The organism is Paraburkholderia diazotrophica, assembly GCF_038900755.1.
GTDB lineage: Bacteria > Pseudomonadota > Gammaproteobacteria > Burkholderiales > Burkholderiaceae > Paraburkholderia > Paraburkholderia diazotrophica_A.
The window spans coordinates 751,693-769,294 of sequence record NZ_JBBPEN010000003.1 but is presented as its reverse complement, the minus strand read 5'-3'; the positions used below and the strand labels follow the sequence as shown (position 1 = coordinate 769,294).

Below are 17,602 nucleotides of genomic sequence, written 5' to 3'. Positions count from 1 at the left end.
TCAGGTGGATCGAATGGGACGCTTGAAATGCCGCCGTAAAGACTGGCGCGATCCGCGTGGCGGATCGGGTCGGCGAGAGACGTGGGACAGGCGGCGTCGATAAGCAGCAAGCAATGTGCCATATGCGCGCGACGTCCGCGCTGACACTGCGGCGCGGGTCGCGGCATCGCCCGGATCATTGCGTCAGGCTTTGCTGCCGTGCATGAAGCACTGTAGAGGATCAAATGCGTCAACTTGGTGAATCGACGCGTGCCGCACGCCGCGTGTAAAACACGCGTTGAAAATGGCGCTTTTTTACAGGGTGCCTTGCGCGTCCGGCAGCGCTGCGAATTTGCGGGTGCGTTGCACGCCCGCAAATTCGCGCTCAGGTAATCAGATATCGAGCCGCGAGATCTTCGCGCCTTCGAGCGATACGCCCGCCATCAACCCTGCGTTGGTCAGCACGAACGCCTGAACGGGCGCCGTGGCTGTCGTCGAGTCGATGTTGCCATTCGCGCCTACCTTCACGAGCGCGACCGTCGCATCGCCGCCGACCGACCAGCCCTGGCTGTTGCGGAAGCGGTCGAGCGCATCCTGCGTCATGAAGAGAAAGATCACGCCCTTCGACTGCGCGCCGATCTGCAAACCGAACGAGCCGGCTGCCGTGCTGTAGTAGCCGGCCGTCTGCCCGCCGACACGCAATGCGCCTTGTCCGTACTGTCCGCCGATCCAGAAGCCCGCCTGCACGACCGACGGAAACACGAGCACGCCGCGCGCTTTCGCGACGAGTTCACGCGAGCCGTGGACGCTCGTATAGAGGCGAGACAGCGTTTCATCGACGCTCGAATTGATCGCCCGGCGCTTGTCCGCATTACTGGTTGCTGTCGTGGAGTTGGAAGGCGTCGTCGTGCAGCCGGCAAGAGCCATGCTGCCGGCGGCGAGTGCGGCACCCGTGCTGAATATGAAATTTCTTCTATGCATTTGAGTTCTCCTGTCTGTCAACGCAAAGTCCATCGGTTTGCGCCTCCCTGGGTGCATCACCGCTCCGATGAGGGTCGTGAAACCCTTGATTGGCAAGGACTCACGATATGACACCAGTTCATGTGCCCGCTTTGCGCCCACAGCGTGCGGCGTTGCTTGCGGCGGGTGTCATGAGACCTGCACGGTATGAATGCGCTCGACGGACGGCACGATGCGTGTACGAATTACAAACCGTCGTTTCGCTGCGCGTTATCGGATTCGGACACGGCCCGCTTTAACAGGGCAAGCAGGCGTTGCGGCGTCAACGGCTTCGCGCAATGGGCGTCGAAGCCCGCTTCGCGCGCTCGCTCGCGGTCGGACTGCGATGCGTAGCCCGTGCACGCGATCAGCAGCATGTGCGAAGTCGACGGCGACGCGCGCAGACGGCGCGCCAGTTCGAGTCCGTCGACGCCCGGCATCGCGATGTCGAGCACGACGGCAAACGGCTGCCATTCGGCCGCGAATTCGCAGACGCTCTGGGCGTCGTGCATTGCGCGGCATTCGAAGCCGTTGGCGTACAGCAGCAGTTGCAGCGCATCGGCGGCGTCCGCGTAATCGTCGACGACCAGTACACGTCTGTGATCGGACATGTGCGTGGAAATCGGCCGCCATTGCAATACGTCATCGCTGTCACGCGAGTTTTTCGTCGCCATCCTGTTGATCTCCCGTCACACCCTCCCCAAGGCACCGAATCGAGCAAGGGCCGGACCCGAGACGCGAAGTGTTTTGAAATGCGTTCAACGCCTTTAATTGACAATTACGGCGCCGCCTGGGGTTAACCAGCGGGACTGGCGAGGCGAACATAATCGCCGCAGGCTAATGCAGAGGAATAAACGTAAAACGTGTTGTTTATAAGTCGGCCATCGACTCTATTCATGCGACATAAACGCCCATTCGGATTTATATTCCGAATGGCGCGGCAAAGCGGATTGCAACAGGGCGCCGGCAGCGCGCAATGCGACTGGCGGAATACGTGCCTCCAATAAAACAAGCCAACGAGGGCTTTAATGAAACCATCGTCTGTTATTGGGGGGCGCGCATTCGGCATTGTCGGCGGTGTGGCGCGTCTCGCGAGCGTGGAGCTATTGCGCAAGATGCATTGCGCGAATTCGTCCGCGCGTCATTTTCAGCCGCTCGATATTGCCGTCGAGCGCGGCGCGACTGACAGGCGCCGCGAGCCTTATCCGCCCGTTGCCGGTTCGGCGGAACACAAGCTGCGCACATTCGATGCGATCCGCGATTTCGAAGAGCGCGGCGTGCTGGCTGTTGCGTTGCCGTGTTTCGAGAGCCATCTGTTCATCGACGAATTGCAGGCGAACACGACTGTCGTCGTCGTCGATATGATCGCTGCGCTCTTTGCTCATATACGGCAGCGTTTCCCGTTTGCACGGCGGGTCGGCGTGCTGGCTTCGCCGCTGCTGTGCGAGCGGCGGCTCTTCGAACGTTACGGCGCGCGCGTGCGTATCGACGTGGTCAGCGTCGAAGTCAAGGACGCGGGCGCGCTGCGTGCGGCTTGCGATGCGCTGATCGCGCAGGGCGTCGACGTACTGTTGCCGGCCACGACCGATAGCGCGCTATCGGTGCAAAGACTCGGCGCGCGTGCGGTGCCGATCGTCGACTCGTATGCGGCCTACGCGAAGCATCTGATCACAGCCGATCACAGCAAGCCGGCGCGTCAGGTCACGCTCGGCGTCGTCGGCGGAGTGGGGCCCGCCGCGACCGTCGACTTCATGCACAAGGTCGTGCGCAATACGCCGGCCGTGCGCGATCAGGACCACATCAAGATCATCGTCGAACAGAACCCGCAGATTCCCGATCGCACCGATCATCTGTTGGGCAACGGCATGGACCCGACGCTCGCGCTCTATGCGACCTGCCGAAAACTCGAAGACGGCGGCGCCGATGTGATCGCCATTCCTTGCAATACTGCGCATGCATTCATCGCGCCGTTCGAAGCGCGTTTGCGCGTGCCCATCGTCAGCATGATGCGCGTGACGGCCGATCATCTGCGTGCGACGTTTCCTGCGCTCGAACGTGTCGGGCTACTCGCAACCGATGGCACGCTCGCGAGCGGCGTATATCGGGTCGCGCTCGAAGCGTGTGGACTGACTCAAGTCTTGCCGTCCGCCGCCATGCAGGCGCGAGTGACGAAGGCAATCTACGGGACGCGTGGCGTGAAAGCGGGCTTCACGAGCGGCGAATGCGTCGACGACATCATCGCTGCGATCGAGAGCCTGCTGCTGCAGGAAGTGGAAGTCATTCTGCTGGCGTGCACGGAATTGCCGCTGCTCTTTCCGCAAGCGGCCACGGTTTCGCGCAGAGGCCGCACCGCGCACCTCGTCGATCCGACCGACGTGCTGGCGAAATGCTGTGTCGAGTTCGCATTAGGCAAGCCGATCGCCAGGCAGGCGAGCGCGCCCCTGGAAAGCTTGCCCGTCGAATATGCTGCATTAGCCGCGCGAGTCGAAAAAGGAGCGGCGTTTAATGCCGGTGTTCTTTGAAGCGTAATTGCGCTGTGACTGGCCTATTTCGCTTTTCTTTCTGGCGACTTTCCATAAAAAGAATCGGGTGAATTGTTAATTTTTTTCTTTGCGAACGTTTCACAATACTTTCTTCATCCGACATCACACTCCGTTTTCTTGCACGCGTCGCGCGCGTTGTGTGCGTGGGGCGGCAGACTACAGCAGCGCAAGCTTGACCCCGGCATCGTTCGCGTGCCGGGGCTTTTTTTGTGTTGTCGTTCGCTAGCAGACGCAACCGACGCAACGGACGCAGACGAGCGGTAGCGTCTGACGTTGCAGCGTCGGTTCCATGATCGGCGTGAGCGCGTCGAAGATGCGCTTGCCCCGTTCACGCGCCGATGCTGCGAGCCGACTTCTCGACCAGCGGCGCGGCCATCGCGCAGGCGGCCTGCACGCACTGATTGACGAGATCGCCGAACGCGTTCGCGTTGTGCGTGCCGTTCAGCGCGCCCACTTCATCGACGCGCGCCGATTGTCCGCCGATACCGACGATCAGTTGCGCGCCAGGCGCGCGCTCGCGAATGCGCCGCAACAGATTGCGCAGATAGGGCGGCGCTTCGGGCGCATCGAGCGTGACCACGCAGATGATCGCCGCGCCCTCGATGCCGAGCGTATCGGCGTGTCCGCGCCTGAAGTGTGCGTAGTTCGTCACGACAGGCGTAAAGCCGCGGCGCGTCAGCAATTGCAGCGCGATGGCCGTCGTGACTTCGTCGAATGCACCACGGCCCGCCACGCACACGACGCGTTGCGCGGCGGCGTCTTCGGGCAGCACGGCGGGCAGTGCATCGAGCGCACTCGGATCGGGCTTGTGCTCGGGCAAGCCGTCGAACTGCTCGAGGTTCTCGACGATATCGACGAGCGTCTCGTTCATCCGCGCCAGCTGCTCGGGCGCGAACACGCCGCGCAGCGCATCGTTGCGCGCGAGCCGCAAGCCTTCGCGCGCGACGTCGTCGTAGTAGCGCGTGAGCGGCATCTCTTTCAGGAAGCGGTCGGCCTGCACGATCGCTTCGTGCGGATCGTCGGCGAGCAGCCGCTGATAGAAATTCTGCGCGGGCGTGAGCGCGGGCTGATCGCCGAGCAGCACCGTCAGGAACTTCAGACGCTCCGCATAGCGGCCCAGCGTGACGAGGCACAGCGTGAGGGGCGTTGACAGCACGAGGCCGATGGGCCCCCACAGCCAGCTCCAGAAGATCGCCGCCACGACGACGGCAAGCGGCGAAAGTCCCGAACTATGCCCATACAGCAGCGGTTCGACGATCTGGCCCGCAATGACATCGACGGACACGAACAGCACGAAGGTCAACACCGCCATCGTCCATTGCGGCTGGATCGCGGCCGCGAGAATCACAGCGAGCAGCCCCGCGATCCAAGTTCCGATGTACGGCACGAAACGCAGCAATGCCGTCACCACGCCGAACAGCAGCGCGCCCGGCACGCCGATGATCGCGAGTCCGATCGCGATCGTCGCACCCGCGCCGAGATTCACGCCCAGTTGCGCGACGAAGTAGCGCGACAGACGGCTCGCGGCATCGTTGATCGCCGTGGTCGTGCGATGCAGGTCGCGCGCGCCGAACAGGCGTATCAGCCGGTCGCGCAAATCTTCGCGCTGCAACAGGATGAAGATCGTCACGACGAGCACGATGAACATCGTCTCGAGCGGCCCGACGACGGGCGAGAACACGCGCTGCGCGACCTCCAGCGGCGAAGGAATGGGCTCGTGGACCTCGACGGGCAGCGGCGCCGCGACGGTCGGCTTCTGCGGGCGGCCGGGTTCGTGAGGCGGCGCGGGACGTTCGGGCGCGACGCGCGCAAGCGCGGAGGCGGCGCGCGTAAGGAGCGCATCGGCGCGTCCGACGGTTTTCTCCTGCACGGTCTCGACCTTGCGCTCGATGGCCACCTGATATTGCGGCAGCGAACTTGCGAGCTGCGCGACCTGCGCGCCGATCAGCGTGCTGACGGCCAGCAGCGTGACGAGAGCCGTGAGCACCGCGACGAAGATCGACGGCAATTGTCCGAAATGAAACCGGCGCAGCAGGCCGACGAGCGGCGCGAGCAGGAAGCTCAGCAGTACCGCGAGCGTGATGGGGATCAGCACCTCGCGCGCGAAGTACAGCCCGCATACGACGACCACGAACGTAATCACCGACGTGAGGCCGTGCAGTCCCGGCGTTCCCGATGGATAAACGCGGTTGCCGGAAGGCCGTTGCGGGGTGAGGGGCAGTTTCATGACGTCGTCGAAAGAGTGCGCGGCGCGCGGCCCGCAGCAGATTTGTCCCGTGGGACAAGACGGGCTTGCGAGGCGATGCGCGAGCGCGGTATGCGGCACAGCTTCACCGTCCGCGCGATCGATGCGCGGCGGCAGCTTGCCTTGGCTTTGCCTGACACGGTTGTTCCCGGCATGTTCGTCTGTCGGCTGATGGCGCCATTGGCGGCCTGCTACGTCAAGCAAGAGGCAGGCCGGGCGGAAAAGCGCGTGCCGTGCGCATTCGCCGACTATTGCAGTGTATCAATTGCGCGGCCGGCTTACGTCTGACGTACGGAATTGTCATGTCGGCATAATGCTGGAATTGGCCAGGTGGAATTCGCATTCCGTCGATTGGACATCGAGCCATTTACGCAAGGAGTCGCATCGAGATGCGCCGCGCAACCGAAATCGACATCGCGCTGAACGCGCGGCCCGACGGCATGCCGTTGCAGCGCTGGCTATACGGCGAACTGCGCGCGGCGATCCTGGACGGGCGGCTTGCGCGGGGCGCGCGCCTGCCCGCGACCCGCGACCTGGCCGCGCGTCATCGCGTGTCGCGCGGCACGGTGCTGGGCGTGTTCGCACAACTTGCGGCCGAGGGTTATCTGTCGGGTGCCGTCGGGCGCGGCAGCTTCGTCGCGAGCGAACTGCCGGACGTGCGACTCGAGTCCGCGCCGGCGCCGGCGTCAGAACCCGCTTCGGCAAGCGCGCGGGCTGGCCGTCGAGCCGCGAGCGCTGGCCCGTCCGCTGATGGCGACACGAACGCAGGCATCGGTTTGTCTGCGCGCGGACGGCTGCTTGCGCGCAGTGCATTTGCCGTCGAGGGGCGCACGTTCCCGTCGCGCGCATTTCGTCCGAGCCAGCCCGATCTGCAGTTGTTTCCGTTCGCGCTATGGGCGCGTGTCGCCGCGCGCCGCTCGCGCCAGTCGAACCGCTCGATGCTCGCGGACGGCGAGGCGCAAGGCTACGCGCCGTTGCGCGAGGCGATTGCCGCGCACGTGCGCGTGACGCGCGGCATCGCATGTTCGGCGGATCATGTCGCGATCGTCGGCAGCGTGCAGCAGGTGCTCGATCTGTCCGCGCGGCTATGGCTCGATCCCGGCGATACGGTGTGGCTCGAAGATCCCGGCTATCCGGGCGCGCGTCTGCTGTTCGAAGCGGCGGGCGCGCGCATCGCCGCTGTGCCCGTCGATACGAACGGCATCGATGTCGCGGCGGGCCGTCAGCTTGCGCCGCACGCGCGGCTCGCTTATGTGACGGCGGGGCGGCAGGCGCCGCTCGGTCCCGCGCTTTCCCTGGAGCGGCGGCTCGCGCTGCTCGACTGGGCGCACACGCATCGTGCGCTCGTCATCGAGGACGACTACGACAGCGAATATCGCTTCGAAGGACGTCCGCTTGCCGCGCTCAAGAGTCTCGACAACGCGGGCCATGTGGTCTATTGCGGTACGTTCAGCAAGCTGCTGTTTCCTGCGCTGCGCATCGCGTATGCGGTGCTGCCCGAACGTCTCGTCGAGCCGTTCGTCGCGGCGCTGTCGCTGACGAGCCGCCACGTGCCGCTCGATCACAGGCGACGCTGCACGCGTTCATCGCCGAAGGGCACGCGGGCCGGCATGTGCGGCGCATGCGCGAGCTGTATGGCGAGCGCGCCGGGGCGTTGCGCGAAGCGGCGCGCCGGCATTGGACGGGCCTGCTCGCGTTGCCGCCCATCGTCGCCGGTCTCGATGCGCCCGCGTTCTTGCCCGAAGGCGCCGACGATGCGCTCGCCGCTCGCCTCGCCGCCGAAGCGGGCATCGAGACGCGGGCATTATCGTCGTACTCGGTGAGGCGCGAAGCGCCTGCGGGTCTCGTGCTGGGCTTCGCGGGCATCGATGGGCAAGCGATCGACGCGGGCGCGAGAACGCTCGCGCGCGTGTTGCAGCGGATGCTGTATCGCACGTGAAGCGCGAGCGCGCGAGTGTGCACGTTCAGGGCGGCAGCGTGGCGAGCGTCCGCGCATGCCGCATGTTCGCGAGCTTGCGCGCGCGGTTCATCGCTCGACGCCCGCAAGCGGGCGCCGCCAGTTCGCCGACCAGCCGAGCTCGCGCTTCGCCTTCTCCGTCGACACGACGGGGTTGTCTTCGGCGATGTTGAATGCGCCGCGCGCGCCGCGTTGCAAGGCGAGCAGTGCGGCGAACGCCGCTGCGTCCACGTGCAGCGGACTCGCGCCGTGCGCATGATCGAAGCCGGTGCCCGGCCCATAAAGTTGCCCATAGCGCAGCACCGCGCCGACGAGCGGCGCCTCCAGCACCTGCGTTTCGAGCGACACGACTCCGCGCACGGTGACTAGCCGGTTGCCTTCCGAATGTGTGTCGAGCGGCTGCGTTTCATCGTAGGGTTGCGCGCCTTCGCGGTAAGCCCACGCGATGCTCTGCGCAACGAACTGCGTGCTGCCCGCCGCCAACGCTGCCGCAAGCAGATTGCGCGTGCCTTCGTCGCGAATCCGAGCATTGCCAGCGAGCGCGTTCGCCATCTTCGAAGGATCGAGCGCGGGCGGCAGGTCGGTCAACTGATGGATCACGCACGCGGGCTGGATGCGCATCAGCGCCTCGCTGAGCGCATGCGCATCGAACACATCGACAATGACGGGAACGGCGCCCGCCTGTTCGAGCCGCGCCGCGCGTTCCGGACGGCGCGTGCTGCCGTGGACGGCATAGCCCGCATCGACGAGCAACCGCATGAGGGCGCTGCCGACAGCACCCGTCGCGCCCGCAAGAAAGACTTTCCTGTTCATCCGATGATCTCCGTATAGGCCGGGCTTTGCAGCCCCTCGCACGTAGACTACCGGTGATAATGGCTTGTAGAAAGAGCCATTATCGACAGAATGCCTGAGCCAATTTAGGGCGGCCGCGCATAACGAAAGATGCATTGGGCGTCGCACGCAATGCATCGGATGCCGCGTTAGAACTTGTGGCGAATGCCCGGGTTGATCATCTCCTGGTGGCTCGTGCCCGCATAGCCATACGAGCCGATCGATGTCTGCGCGTCGGTGATCGTGTTGATGGTCGCGTCGCGCGAATTGGGTGCAACGCCCTCCAATAGAGAATATTGCGGAAACAACGATAGTCCATTTCCTGTTGCGACGTTTTTTGTTTCGCGCAATGCTCTAGACTTAGCGGTGTTTTACCCTGTCTGCACGCAAGCAGACAACCACGCTTCAACGCGGCCTTGGCCGCGTTTTTTTTTGCGCGCGAGAATTCAACCCTGATCGCCGCCGCCCACGGGCAGGACGGTGCCTGTGATGTACGACGCTTCGTCGGATGCGAGAAAGAGAATCGCGCCGACCTGTTCGTCGATCGTTCCATAGCGATGCATGAGGCTCGTCGCTTTCGTCTGGTCAACGATGGCCTGATACCAGAGCGCTTCCTGCTCCGTCTGCTTGTCGGTGTTGCGCGGCACGCGCCGCACAGGCGCTTCCGTTCCGCCTGTCGCGACCGCGTTGACGCGAATGCCGTCGGCGGCATGTTCGAATGCGAGGCTCGCCGTCAGCGCATTCACGCCGCCCTTCGATGCAGCATAGGGCACGCGATAGATACTGCGCGTCGCAATCGACGACACGTTGACGATCGCGCCACGCTTGCGCTCGATCATCGAAGGCAGCACCGCGCGGCAGCACCAGAGCGTCGGAAAGAGCGAGCGCCGCACTTCCGCTTCGATCTGCGCTTCCTCGTATTCCTGATAGGGCTTCGCCCAGATCGTTCCGCCGACGTTGTTGATCAGCACATCGACGCGGCCGAATGTGCCGAGCGCCGCGTCGGCCAGCTTGCATGCGCCCGCATACGTTTCCAGATCGGCGATGACGGTGACGCAACGCGCGTCCGGCCCCGGGATTTCGGCCGCCACGTCATGCACGAAATCCGAGCGGTCGCACAGCACGAGCGTTGCGCCCTGACTTGCCGCCGCGATCGCGACACCGCGCCCGATACCCTGTGCCGCGCCCGTCACGACGACGACTTTTCCTTCGAAGCGTTGGTTCATGATCGTCAGGCCGCGTTGGTGGCAGAGAACTTTTCGTAGTGGAAGCTCGCGGGCGTCACGCCGATTTCGCCGAGCCAGCCGCGTACCGCATCGACCATTGCGACGGGACCGCACAGATAGACATCGACGTCGCCGCCATTGAGCCATTCAGGCTCGACATGGGCCGTTACGTAGCCCTTCAGCGGATGACTGCTCGACGCATCGGCGACACAGGTGCGGTATTCGAAGTCTTGCAGCTTGCCCCGCGCCGCATCGAGTTGCGGGAGCGCGACGAGATCGATGTCGTTGGTCACGCCGTACACCATTCGCACAGGCTGCGTCATAGCGTGTTTCGCGCCGTCTTTCGCAACGTCTTTCGCGGCCAGCACGTCGAGCATCGACAGGAACGGCGCGATGCCCGTGCCGCCCGCGAGGAACAGTACGGGGCGTGTCGCTTCGCGCAGATAGAACGCGCCGTAGGGCCCCGAAAACGCCACGCGCTGACCCGGTTGCGCATGGCTGCTCAGATACGTGCTCATCTTGCCTTCAGGCACGTTGCGCACGACGAACGACACGCGCGATTCGCCCGGCGCGGAGCTGAACGAATAGGAACGCGACAGTTCGCTGCCGGGCACTTCGACGTTCACATACTGGCCGGCGAGAAACGACAGCTGATCGGGTGCATCGACGTCGATCGAAAATTCGATTGTCGAATCGGAGAGCTTGTGTACGTTCGCAAGCGTGCCTTCATGACGCGCGACGCCCGTCTTGCACGCAGCCGACGAAGCGGGCACGCGGATCACGCAGTCGGAGCGCGGGCGCGTCTGGCAGGCGAGCACGTAGCCTTTCGCGGCCTCTTCAGGCGTCAGCGCATCTTCGATATAGCTCGATTCCGGCAGGTCATACGAGCCCGATTCGCAAAAGCCGCGGCACGTTCCGCATGCGCCGTCGCGGCAATCGAGCGGAATGTTGATCTTCTGCCGATAGGCGGCATCCGACAGCGTTTCGTTGTCGCGGCACGTGATGAAACGCGTGACGCCGTCTTCGAACTGAAGTGCAATGCGATGTTCCATGGACTGCTCCTGACTTTCCTGTGCTGCTCGCGTATCGTGGTGGGTCGCGGCGTGCGCTCAGATGTGATAGACGTCGATCACCTGATTGATGTAGTCATTCTTCAACACGACGTACTTGTTCAGAATCTGCGGCGACGCGCAGTTGAAATCGATCACATAACGCGACATGCCGAAGTAGCTGTAATTGGTCTTGTAGCGATGGCTCAGCGTGTGCCAGTTGAAACGCACCGTGCAGACGCCGTTGTCCTCGCTTTCGAGTTCGACGTTGCTGATGTTATGGCTCGTGCGCGTGTCGGGAATCGTCGCGCTCGATCGCTCGGTCTTGATGCGGAACACACGGTCTTCGAGGCCCTGGCGGCTCGGGTAGTAGATCAGCGAGATCTCGCGTTGCGGGTCCGTGATGAGCTGATCCGTGTCGTCCCACGAGGGCATCCAGAAGATGACGTCGGGGTGATAGAGCTCGATCCACTCGTCCCATTGCTCGTCGTCGAGCAGACGCGCTTCGCGATAGAGAAACGCTTGAATCTCAGCGAGCGTCGGCGTGGTGATAATCGTGCTCATGCTGCGCTCCTTTCCGTGCTTTTCGCTGCACAGGCTTGCGTTTCCGTTGCGAGCGCATTGCGGATCGTCTCCACCCAATAGCGGTGCTGGATCGTATAAAGCCCTTCGTCTTCCGTCTTTACGCCACTCAGGAGCGGCTTGAGGCCGATCTTTTGCGCGCCTTCGTCCGCGCCTTCGATCCAGTGCGTCGAGCCCCGGCACATATCGTTCCATTCGACGGCGCGCGCCGCGTAGCCTTGCTGGCACGCGCGAAATTCTTCGAGGTCGTCGGGCGTTGCCATGCCGCTCACATTGAAGAAGTCTTCGTACTGGCGAATGCGGCGCGCGCGTGCTTCATCGGATTCGCCCTTGGGCGCGATGCAATAGATCGTCACTTCCGTTCTGTTCACCGACAGCGGCTTCAGCACGCGAATCTGCGAGCCGAACTGATCCATCAGATACACGTTCGGATAGAGGCACAGGTTGCGCGAATTCTGGATCATCCAGTCCGCTGTTTCGCTGCCGCAGCGCGCGGCGAATTCGTCGCGGCGGTTGAAGTTCGGACGGTCTTCGGGATTGGCCCAGCGCGACCACAGGAGCATATGGCCATGCTCGAACGCATAGAAGCCGCCGCCCTGACGGCCCCAGCCGCCTGCGTCCATTGCACGGATCTTGTCCTCGGTGGCGTTCTTTTCCTTGCGGTGATTGGTCGTCGCCGCGTAATTCCAGTGCACGGCCGACACGTGATAGCCGTCCGCGCCGTTTTCCGCGGTCAGCTTCCAGTTGCCTTCATACGTGTACGTCGACGAACCGCGCAGCACTTCGAGGCCGTCTTCCGACTGGTCGACGATCATGTCGATGATCCGCGCCGCTTCGCCGAGATATTCGGTAAGCGGCTTCACATCGGGATTCAGGCTGCCGAACAGAAAGCCGCGATAGTTCTCGAAGCGCGCGACTTTCTTCAGATCATGCGAGCCCTCGTGATTGAAGCACTCGGGATAACCCGCCTCTTGCGGGTCTTTCACCTTCAGCAGCTTGCCGCTGTTGTTGAAGGTCCAGCCGTGGAACGGGCAGGTGAACGTCGCCTTGTTGCCGCGCTTGTGACGGCACAGCATCGCGCCGCGATGCGTGCACGAATTGACGAGCGCGTTGAGCTCGCCCTGACGGTTGCGCGTGATGACCACGGGCTGGCGGCCCATCGTGGTCGTGAAGTAGTCGTTGTTCGACGGAATCTGGCTTTCGTGCGCGAGATAGATCCAGTTGCCCTCGAAGATGTGCTGCATCTCGAGTTCGAACAGCGCTTCATCCGTGAAGGCGCTGCGATGCAGGCGGTAGTCGCCGCGCGCCGGGTCTTCGATCAGATAGTCGTCGATGTGCTTCAGCTTCGGACTGCGGTCCGGGTAGATGGGGATCATCGGATGTCTCCTGCAACAGGGTTGCTGTCTCGCTCGCCCATTCGGTTGCTACCCGAAAGGTATAATTTGTGAGGGCGCTGCGGTTGTGTGAAGAGTAGTTGGCGCACATACGGCGCGTCCAACACTGATTTAGTATCAGTTCAATATCCGAGGGGTATCGTCATGGAGTTGCGCCATTTGCGTTATTTCGTCGCCGTGGCCGAGGAGCGCAACTTCACGCGCGCCGCGCAGCGGCTGCACATCGCACAGCCGCCGTTAAGCCGCCAGATGCAGCAGCTCGAAGAACTGCTCGGCGTGCAGCTTTTCGTGCGCAATTCACGGCCCGTCGAACTGACGGACACAGGGCGCTTCTTCTATTCGCACGCGGTGCAATTGCTCGCGCAAACAGCGGAGCTCGAATCGATGACGCGGCGCGTCGGCAAGATCGAGCGCAGCCTGTCGGTCGGCTTCGTCGGGTCGACGCTGTATGGCATGCTGCCGAAGATCATTCGCCGCTTTCGCAACGAACATCCCGCCGTCGAACTGACGCTCGTCGAAATGTCGACGATGGATCAGATCAAAGCGCTCAAGGAAGGCGTGATCGACGTGGGCTTCGGTCGAATCCGTCATGAAGACCCGAGCATCAAGCGCATCGTGTTGCGCGAGGAGCGGATGATCGTCGGACTGCCTGTAGGGCATCCGTTGTCGGAGTTGAAGCCGGTGTTGTCGCTGCACGATCTCGTCAACGAAACGCTGATCATCTTTCCGAAAGCGCCGCGCCCCAGTTACGCGGACCAGGTGCTCGCCGCGTTTCACGATCGCGGCCTGGAGCCGAAGCGCATCTACGAGACGCGCGAACTACAGATCGCGCTGGGACTCGTCGCGGCGGGCGAGGGGATCTCCGTCGTGCCGACAAGCGTGTACGGACTCAAGCGCGACGACGTGAGCTACAAGGAACTGGACGATTCGAATCTCGTGTCGCCGATCATCATGAGCATGCGGCAACTCGACGAATCGGAAGATCTCACGGAGATGCTCGAACTAATCTATCGGCTATACGAAGAAGAGCACATGGAGTACCTGCCGCCGCATGAAGAGGGCGCGTGACGACGCTCGCGCTCAACCTGTGACAGGCGTGCGCCTGACTTCGTTTGAACGTCGACGTCATCCCGAACGCGAACACGGCGCCGAGCACAAAAGCCAGCAACACGAAGATGATCAGCGAGACCTGGAGATGCGGGCTCACGGTGCCGTCGGTCGTGTTACCCCGCGTATCGGTTGCCATCGAGCAACCAATAAACGTCAGTAGAGGAAAGGGGAAAGGCCAACAGGTGTGCGGGCAATCGCTTCCGGCACCAATATCGCATGTTGTGACATGTCGGCGAAGCCCATGTGTCATGAGCCGGGTGACGTTTTGACGGAGGGGGAAACATCAAAGCGACGACGCCCGCGAAAGCGGGCGCCGTGCGTATCTTGAAGGGGGAGTGAATCGAAGCACGGGCAACGCGACTATAAGAGGCCGCCCCGGACTCGCGGAACGTTCTTGTCGAAAGATTGCGGGGCAGCTCTTTATGCGTGTTCGCGGTTGGAGCAACTGCAGTTGGCTCACCAATCAACAGCAGTATTCACTGAAGCTCCTTTCGTCAGGCATTCGGCAGTTGCGCCGCTGCATCGCGCAACGCGGTCCGCAGTCCTTCTTCGACGACCGGGTGATAGAACGGCATCGCGAGCATCGCATCGACCGTGAGGTTCATCTGCAGCGCCCACGACAGCAAATGCGCGATGTGCTCGGCATCCGGCCCGATCCACTCGGCGCCGACGAAACGGCGCGAGGCCTTGTCCACATACACGTGCATCAGTCCGCGATTGCGCAGCATCACGCGGCTGCGGCCCTGGTCTTCGAAGCTCACTTCGCCCGTCACGAACGAATCGGCGGCGAGGTCCGCATGACGCGCGCCGACCATCGCAATGCCCGGTTCCGTGAACACCGCTGAAATAGGCGCGCGGCGCACGAGCGGCTTCACGTCGGGATAGCGCGCAGCGTTTTCGCCGGCCGCGCGGCCTTCGTCGGCGGCTTCGTGCAGCAGCGGCAGCACGTTGTTCGCGTCGCCGGCGATGAACACGGGATGCGTGCCCGCTTGCAGCGTCACGGGATCGAACACAGGCACGCCGCGCGTATCGAGTTCGAGCGTCGTGTTGAGCAGCCCGAGCCGGTCGACGTTCGGCCGGCGGCCCGCCGTGACCAGCACGTAATCGAACGTGTCCTCGCGCAACGCGCCCGCGCTGTCGCGATAGCGCAGACGCACGCTGTCGCCTTCGCGCGTCGCTGCCTCTACTTGCGCATGCGGCTCGAAGCGGAACGACTCGCTGAACACCTGTTGCGCATAGCCCTTGATGGCGGGATCGCTCAGCGGACCGACACGGCCGCGCGCGCCGAGCATCGTCACGTCGACGCCGAGCCACGCGAGCGCCTGCCCCAGCTCGAGTCCGATCACGCCCGCGCCGATCACGGCCACCTTGCGCGGCAGATCGTCCCACGCGAACACGTCGTCGTTGACGATCGCGCGCTCGCCGAGCGCCTGATACATCGGCGGCACGAACGGCGACGAACCCGTCGCGATCACGACGCGCTTCGCATGCACGCGGGTATGGTCGCCGACCTGCAGCACGTTGTCGTCGATGAACTGCGCATAGCCGATCAGCCGCTCTTCGGCTGGAATGCTCTCCGTCGACTCGACGACGAAGCCCACGAAGCGATCGCGCTCGCCTTTGACGCGCGCCATCACTTCACGTCCGTCGATGCGCACGGCGCCGTCCACATGCACGCCGAACGGCGCGGTGCGTCGCGCGGCATGCGCGGCTTCGGCGGCAGCGATCAGCAGCTTCGACGGCATACAGCCGACGCGTGCACACGTCGTTCCGTAAGCACCGCCTTCGATCAGCACGACACTCGCGCCCGCGGCCTTCGCGGCGCGAAACGCGGGCAAGCCGGCGCTGCCGGCGCCAATCACTGCCACATCGATATGAAGCGTCTTCATGATGTTCCTCGCTCTGACGGGCGGGCGGCGGAATGAAACGGGTTGCTGCCGCGCGCCTCGCCGCCGTCCAGTAGAATCGGTTTGCATTGCACTGTCGCCACTGTACGGTTTGGCGTCCGGCGTGCTAATCCTCGAACGATTCAAAAACATGCTTATTCGGCTCAAATGGATCTGCTAAGCCGCTTTTTGTCGCTGATGCCGGTGAGCGGGCGCGTGGATGTCCGCTGTCATTTCGGCGCGCCGTGGGCGATCGAAGAAGGCCCGGCGGGCGTGCGCGAGATTCCGTATCACGTGCTGCTGTCGGGGCATGCGGTGCTCGAAGACGGCAGCGGGCCGCACGAGCAACTGGTCGCGGGCGACATCGTCGTGTTTCCAACGGGCGGCGCGCATCGCATCCACGACGGCAGCGGCGCACAACCCGTCCCGGCGACGGAGCGGCGCAACATCACGCTGACAGTCGCCGAGAACGGTGGCGCGGGCGAAACCGCCGACATCCTGTGCGGCCGTTTTCTGCTCGGCGCCGTGCCGGACAGGCTGCTGCGCGATCATCTGCCGTCGCGGCTCGTGGTGCGCAGCGGCGCGCATTCGAACGCAAATGCAAATGGCTGCGCGCAGCCGAACGGCGGCGGGGAGGATTCGGCGAAAAGCGTCGCGGGTTCGCGGCTCGCGCGGCTGATCGAGCTGATGCGCGAAGAGGCGATGGACGAGTGCCCCGGCAGCGAGACGCTCGTCAATCATCTGTCGGCAGCGCTTTTTGCATTGACGTTGCGATTCGCCAGCGAATCGGCACAACCGCCGCTCGGTCTGCTGGCGCTGGCGGGGCGTCCGCGCCTGCAGCCGGCCGTGTCGGCGATGTTCGAATCGCCCGGCAAGGCGTGGACGCTCGACCAGTTCGCGGCGCTCTGCAACATGTCGCGCGCAACCTTCGTGCGGCAGTTCCAGGAAGCGATCGGTCGCTCGGCCACTGATGTGCTCACCGAAGTCCGCATGACGATCGCGGGCCGCTCGCTGCTCGAATCGACGACGCCCGTCGGCGATATCGGCGAGATGGTCGGCTATCAGTCGGAAGCGGCGTTCCAGCGCGTGTTCAAGAAGCAGATCGGCGTGACGCCTGCGCGCTGGCGGTCATCGGGTGGACACATGCAGGCCGCTTCCGCCAACGCAGCGAAATAGAGAGTTTCAGACAGCGGTCAGCTGCGCCCGGCGGCTGCGTGCATCGGGCAGCAACCGTTGCTGCAAAAGGCCTGGGCGCACATGCGGCGAGCGCTTATCGCGCCTGTTCGCCGTTGCGTCGGCGACCGGTGATCCGAATGAGCATCTTCATGAGACGCGCCGATATTAACGGCGCGGCGTCGCGCACCTACAGTCGAGCCATCCCGTCGCCGACGGCGACTCTTCTCGAAGGTGCTCATCATGGATGTGAATCGCGTTTATCAGGCGCTCTTCATCGCGGCTGCGCTCGCTTTGCCGCTCGCAAGCCACGCCCAATCGCAATCGCCCGCGACGCGCGCGCAAGTCCGCGCCGAACTCGTCGCCGCCGGGCATTCCGGCCAGCTTCCGCAAAGCGATACCCGCTATCCCGAACCCGCCAGCTATCCGGGCGCGGCGCTGCATGCGTTCCATCGCTCGCATGCGTTGATCGCGGCTTCGTATGGTCCGTCGACGAACGGCAGTTTTGCTTCGGGCTTCCGCGCGACGCGTGTGCGTTCGCTTTCGGCGCCGCCGTCCGCATACGACGACGTCTATCGCGGTCAGTAACCCCAGCGCTTTCGGCACACACAGAAGGAGTGAATGAACC

16 protein-coding genes and 1 pseudogene are annotated in these 17,602 nt (G+C 63.7%); 6 read left to right on the top strand and 11 right to left on the bottom strand.

Annotated features, from left to right (window positions below):
• Positions 1-372 precede the first annotated feature (372 nt).
• Both AABE10_RS13495 and AABE10_RS13490 read right to left on the bottom strand, forming a co-directional pair.
• A complete protein-coding gene (locus AABE10_RS13495; protein WP_342933736.1) occupies positions 373-960 on the bottom strand; it encodes a BPSL1445 family SYLF domain-containing lipoprotein in 588 nt (195 codons plus the stop codon).
• 224 nt (positions 961-1,184) lie between these two features.
• Complete coding sequence (locus tag AABE10_RS13490) at positions 1,185-1,652, bottom strand: response regulator (RefSeq protein ID WP_342933735.1); 468 nt, start codon at positions 1,650-1,652, stop codon at positions 1,185-1,187.
• A gap of 354 nt (positions 1,653-2,006) precedes the next feature.
• Between AABE10_RS13490 and AABE10_RS13485 the strand changes: the two genes are divergently transcribed.
• Positions 2,007-3,500 (top strand): amino acid racemase, encoded by a 1,494-nt coding sequence (locus AABE10_RS13485; RefSeq protein ID WP_342933734.1) that lies wholly within the window; start codon positions 2,007-2,009, stop codon positions 3,498-3,500.
• A gap of 349 nt (positions 3,501-3,849) precedes the next feature.
• Here the strand turns inward: AABE10_RS13485 and AABE10_RS13480 are convergent, their stop codons facing one another.
• Complete coding sequence (locus AABE10_RS13480; RefSeq protein WP_342933733.1) at positions 3,850-5,748, bottom strand: AI-2E family transporter; 1,899 nt, start codon at positions 5,746-5,748, stop codon at positions 3,850-3,852.
• Positions 5,749-5,838: 90 nt separating this feature from the next.
• Here AABE10_RS13480 and AABE10_RS13475 point away from each other — a divergent pair, with 90 nt between their 5' ends.
• Together AABE10_RS13475 and AABE10_RS13470 are read left to right on the top strand one after the other, a co-directional pair.
• Positions 5,839-6,054, top strand: coding sequence for a hypothetical protein (locus AABE10_RS13475; protein ID WP_342933732.1), 216 nt, complete (start codon positions 5,839-5,841; stop codon positions 6,052-6,054).
• A gap of 101 nt (positions 6,055-6,155) precedes the next feature.
• Positions 6,156-7,589 carry a PLP-dependent aminotransferase family protein gene (locus AABE10_RS13470; RefSeq protein ID WP_342933731.1) on the top strand — a complete coding sequence of 478 codons (1,434 nt, stop codon included), beginning with the start codon at positions 6,156-6,158 and terminating at the stop codon, positions 7,587-7,589.
• A gap of 203 nt (positions 7,590-7,792) precedes the next feature.
• Here the strand turns inward: AABE10_RS13470 and AABE10_RS13465 are convergent, their stop codons facing one another.
• The 6 genes from AABE10_RS13465 to benA form a co-directional block, all read right to left on the bottom strand.
• Positions 7,793-8,536: an NAD-dependent epimerase/dehydratase family protein gene (locus tag AABE10_RS13465; protein WP_342933730.1), complete on the bottom strand. Its 744-nt coding sequence runs from the start codon at positions 8,534-8,536 to the stop codon at positions 7,793-7,795.
• Positions 8,537-8,703: 167 nt separating this feature from the next.
• Complete coding sequence (locus tag AABE10_RS13460; RefSeq protein WP_342933875.1) at positions 8,704-8,862, bottom strand: hypothetical protein; 159 nt, start codon at positions 8,860-8,862, stop codon at positions 8,704-8,706.
• 138 nt (positions 8,863-9,000) lie between these two features.
• On the bottom strand, positions 9,001-9,780 hold the full coding sequence (locus AABE10_RS13455) for a 1,6-dihydroxycyclohexa-2,4-diene-1-carboxylate dehydrogenase (protein ID WP_342933729.1): 780 nt from the start codon (positions 9,778-9,780) through the stop codon (positions 9,001-9,003).
• 5 nt (positions 9,781-9,785) lie between these two features.
• Positions 9,786-10,832: a benzoate 1,2-dioxygenase electron transfer component BenC gene (gene benC, locus AABE10_RS13450; protein ID WP_342933728.1), complete on the bottom strand. Its 1,047-nt coding sequence runs from the start codon at positions 10,830-10,832 to the stop codon at positions 9,786-9,788.
• A 57-nt stretch (positions 10,833-10,889) separates the two neighbouring features.
• Positions 10,890-11,393: a benzoate 1,2-dioxygenase small subunit gene (gene benB / locus AABE10_RS13445; protein WP_342933727.1), complete on the bottom strand. Its 504-nt coding sequence runs from the start codon at positions 11,391-11,393 to the stop codon at positions 10,890-10,892.
• Positions 11,390-12,787, bottom strand: coding sequence for a benzoate 1,2-dioxygenase large subunit (gene benA / locus AABE10_RS13440; protein WP_342933726.1), 1,398 nt, complete (start codon positions 12,785-12,787; stop codon positions 11,390-11,392). Before benA ends, benB begins: the two co-directional genes overlap by 4 nt.
• A gap of 162 nt (positions 12,788-12,949) precedes the next feature.
• Between benA and AABE10_RS13435 the strand changes: the two genes are divergently transcribed.
• The gene (locus AABE10_RS13435) at positions 12,950-13,873 is read left to right on the top strand and encodes a LysR family transcriptional regulator (RefSeq protein WP_342933725.1); all 924 of its coding nucleotides are present in this window, start codon (positions 12,950-12,952) and stop codon (positions 13,871-13,873) included.
• Positions 13,874-13,916: 43 nt separating this feature from the next.
• Here the strand turns inward: AABE10_RS13435 and AABE10_RS36420 are convergent.
• Together AABE10_RS36420 and AABE10_RS13430 are read right to left on the bottom strand one after the other, a co-directional pair.
• Positions 13,917-14,045 (bottom strand): annotated as a pseudogene (locus tag AABE10_RS36420) (MFS transporter); the annotation flags it as partial.
• 364 nt (positions 14,046-14,409) lie between these two features.
• Positions 14,410-15,804, bottom strand: a complete 1,395-nt coding sequence (locus tag AABE10_RS13430; protein WP_342933724.1) for a dihydrolipoyl dehydrogenase — start codon at positions 15,802-15,804, stop codon at positions 14,410-14,412.
• 165 nt (positions 15,805-15,969) lie between these two features.
• On the opposite strand from AABE10_RS13430, the gene AABE10_RS13425 reads away from it, so the two are divergent.
• Together AABE10_RS13425 and AABE10_RS13420 are read left to right on the top strand one after the other, a co-directional pair.
• Positions 15,970-16,977 carry an AraC family transcriptional regulator gene (locus tag AABE10_RS13425; protein ID WP_342933723.1) on the top strand — a complete coding sequence of 336 codons (1,008 nt, stop codon included), beginning with the start codon at positions 15,970-15,972 and terminating at the stop codon, positions 16,975-16,977.
• Between the two features lie 240 nt (positions 16,978-17,217).
• Positions 17,218-17,562: a DUF4148 domain-containing protein gene (locus AABE10_RS13420; RefSeq protein ID WP_342933722.1), complete on the top strand. Its 345-nt coding sequence runs from the start codon at positions 17,218-17,220 to the stop codon at positions 17,560-17,562.
• Positions 17,563-17,602: the final 40 nt, after the last annotated feature.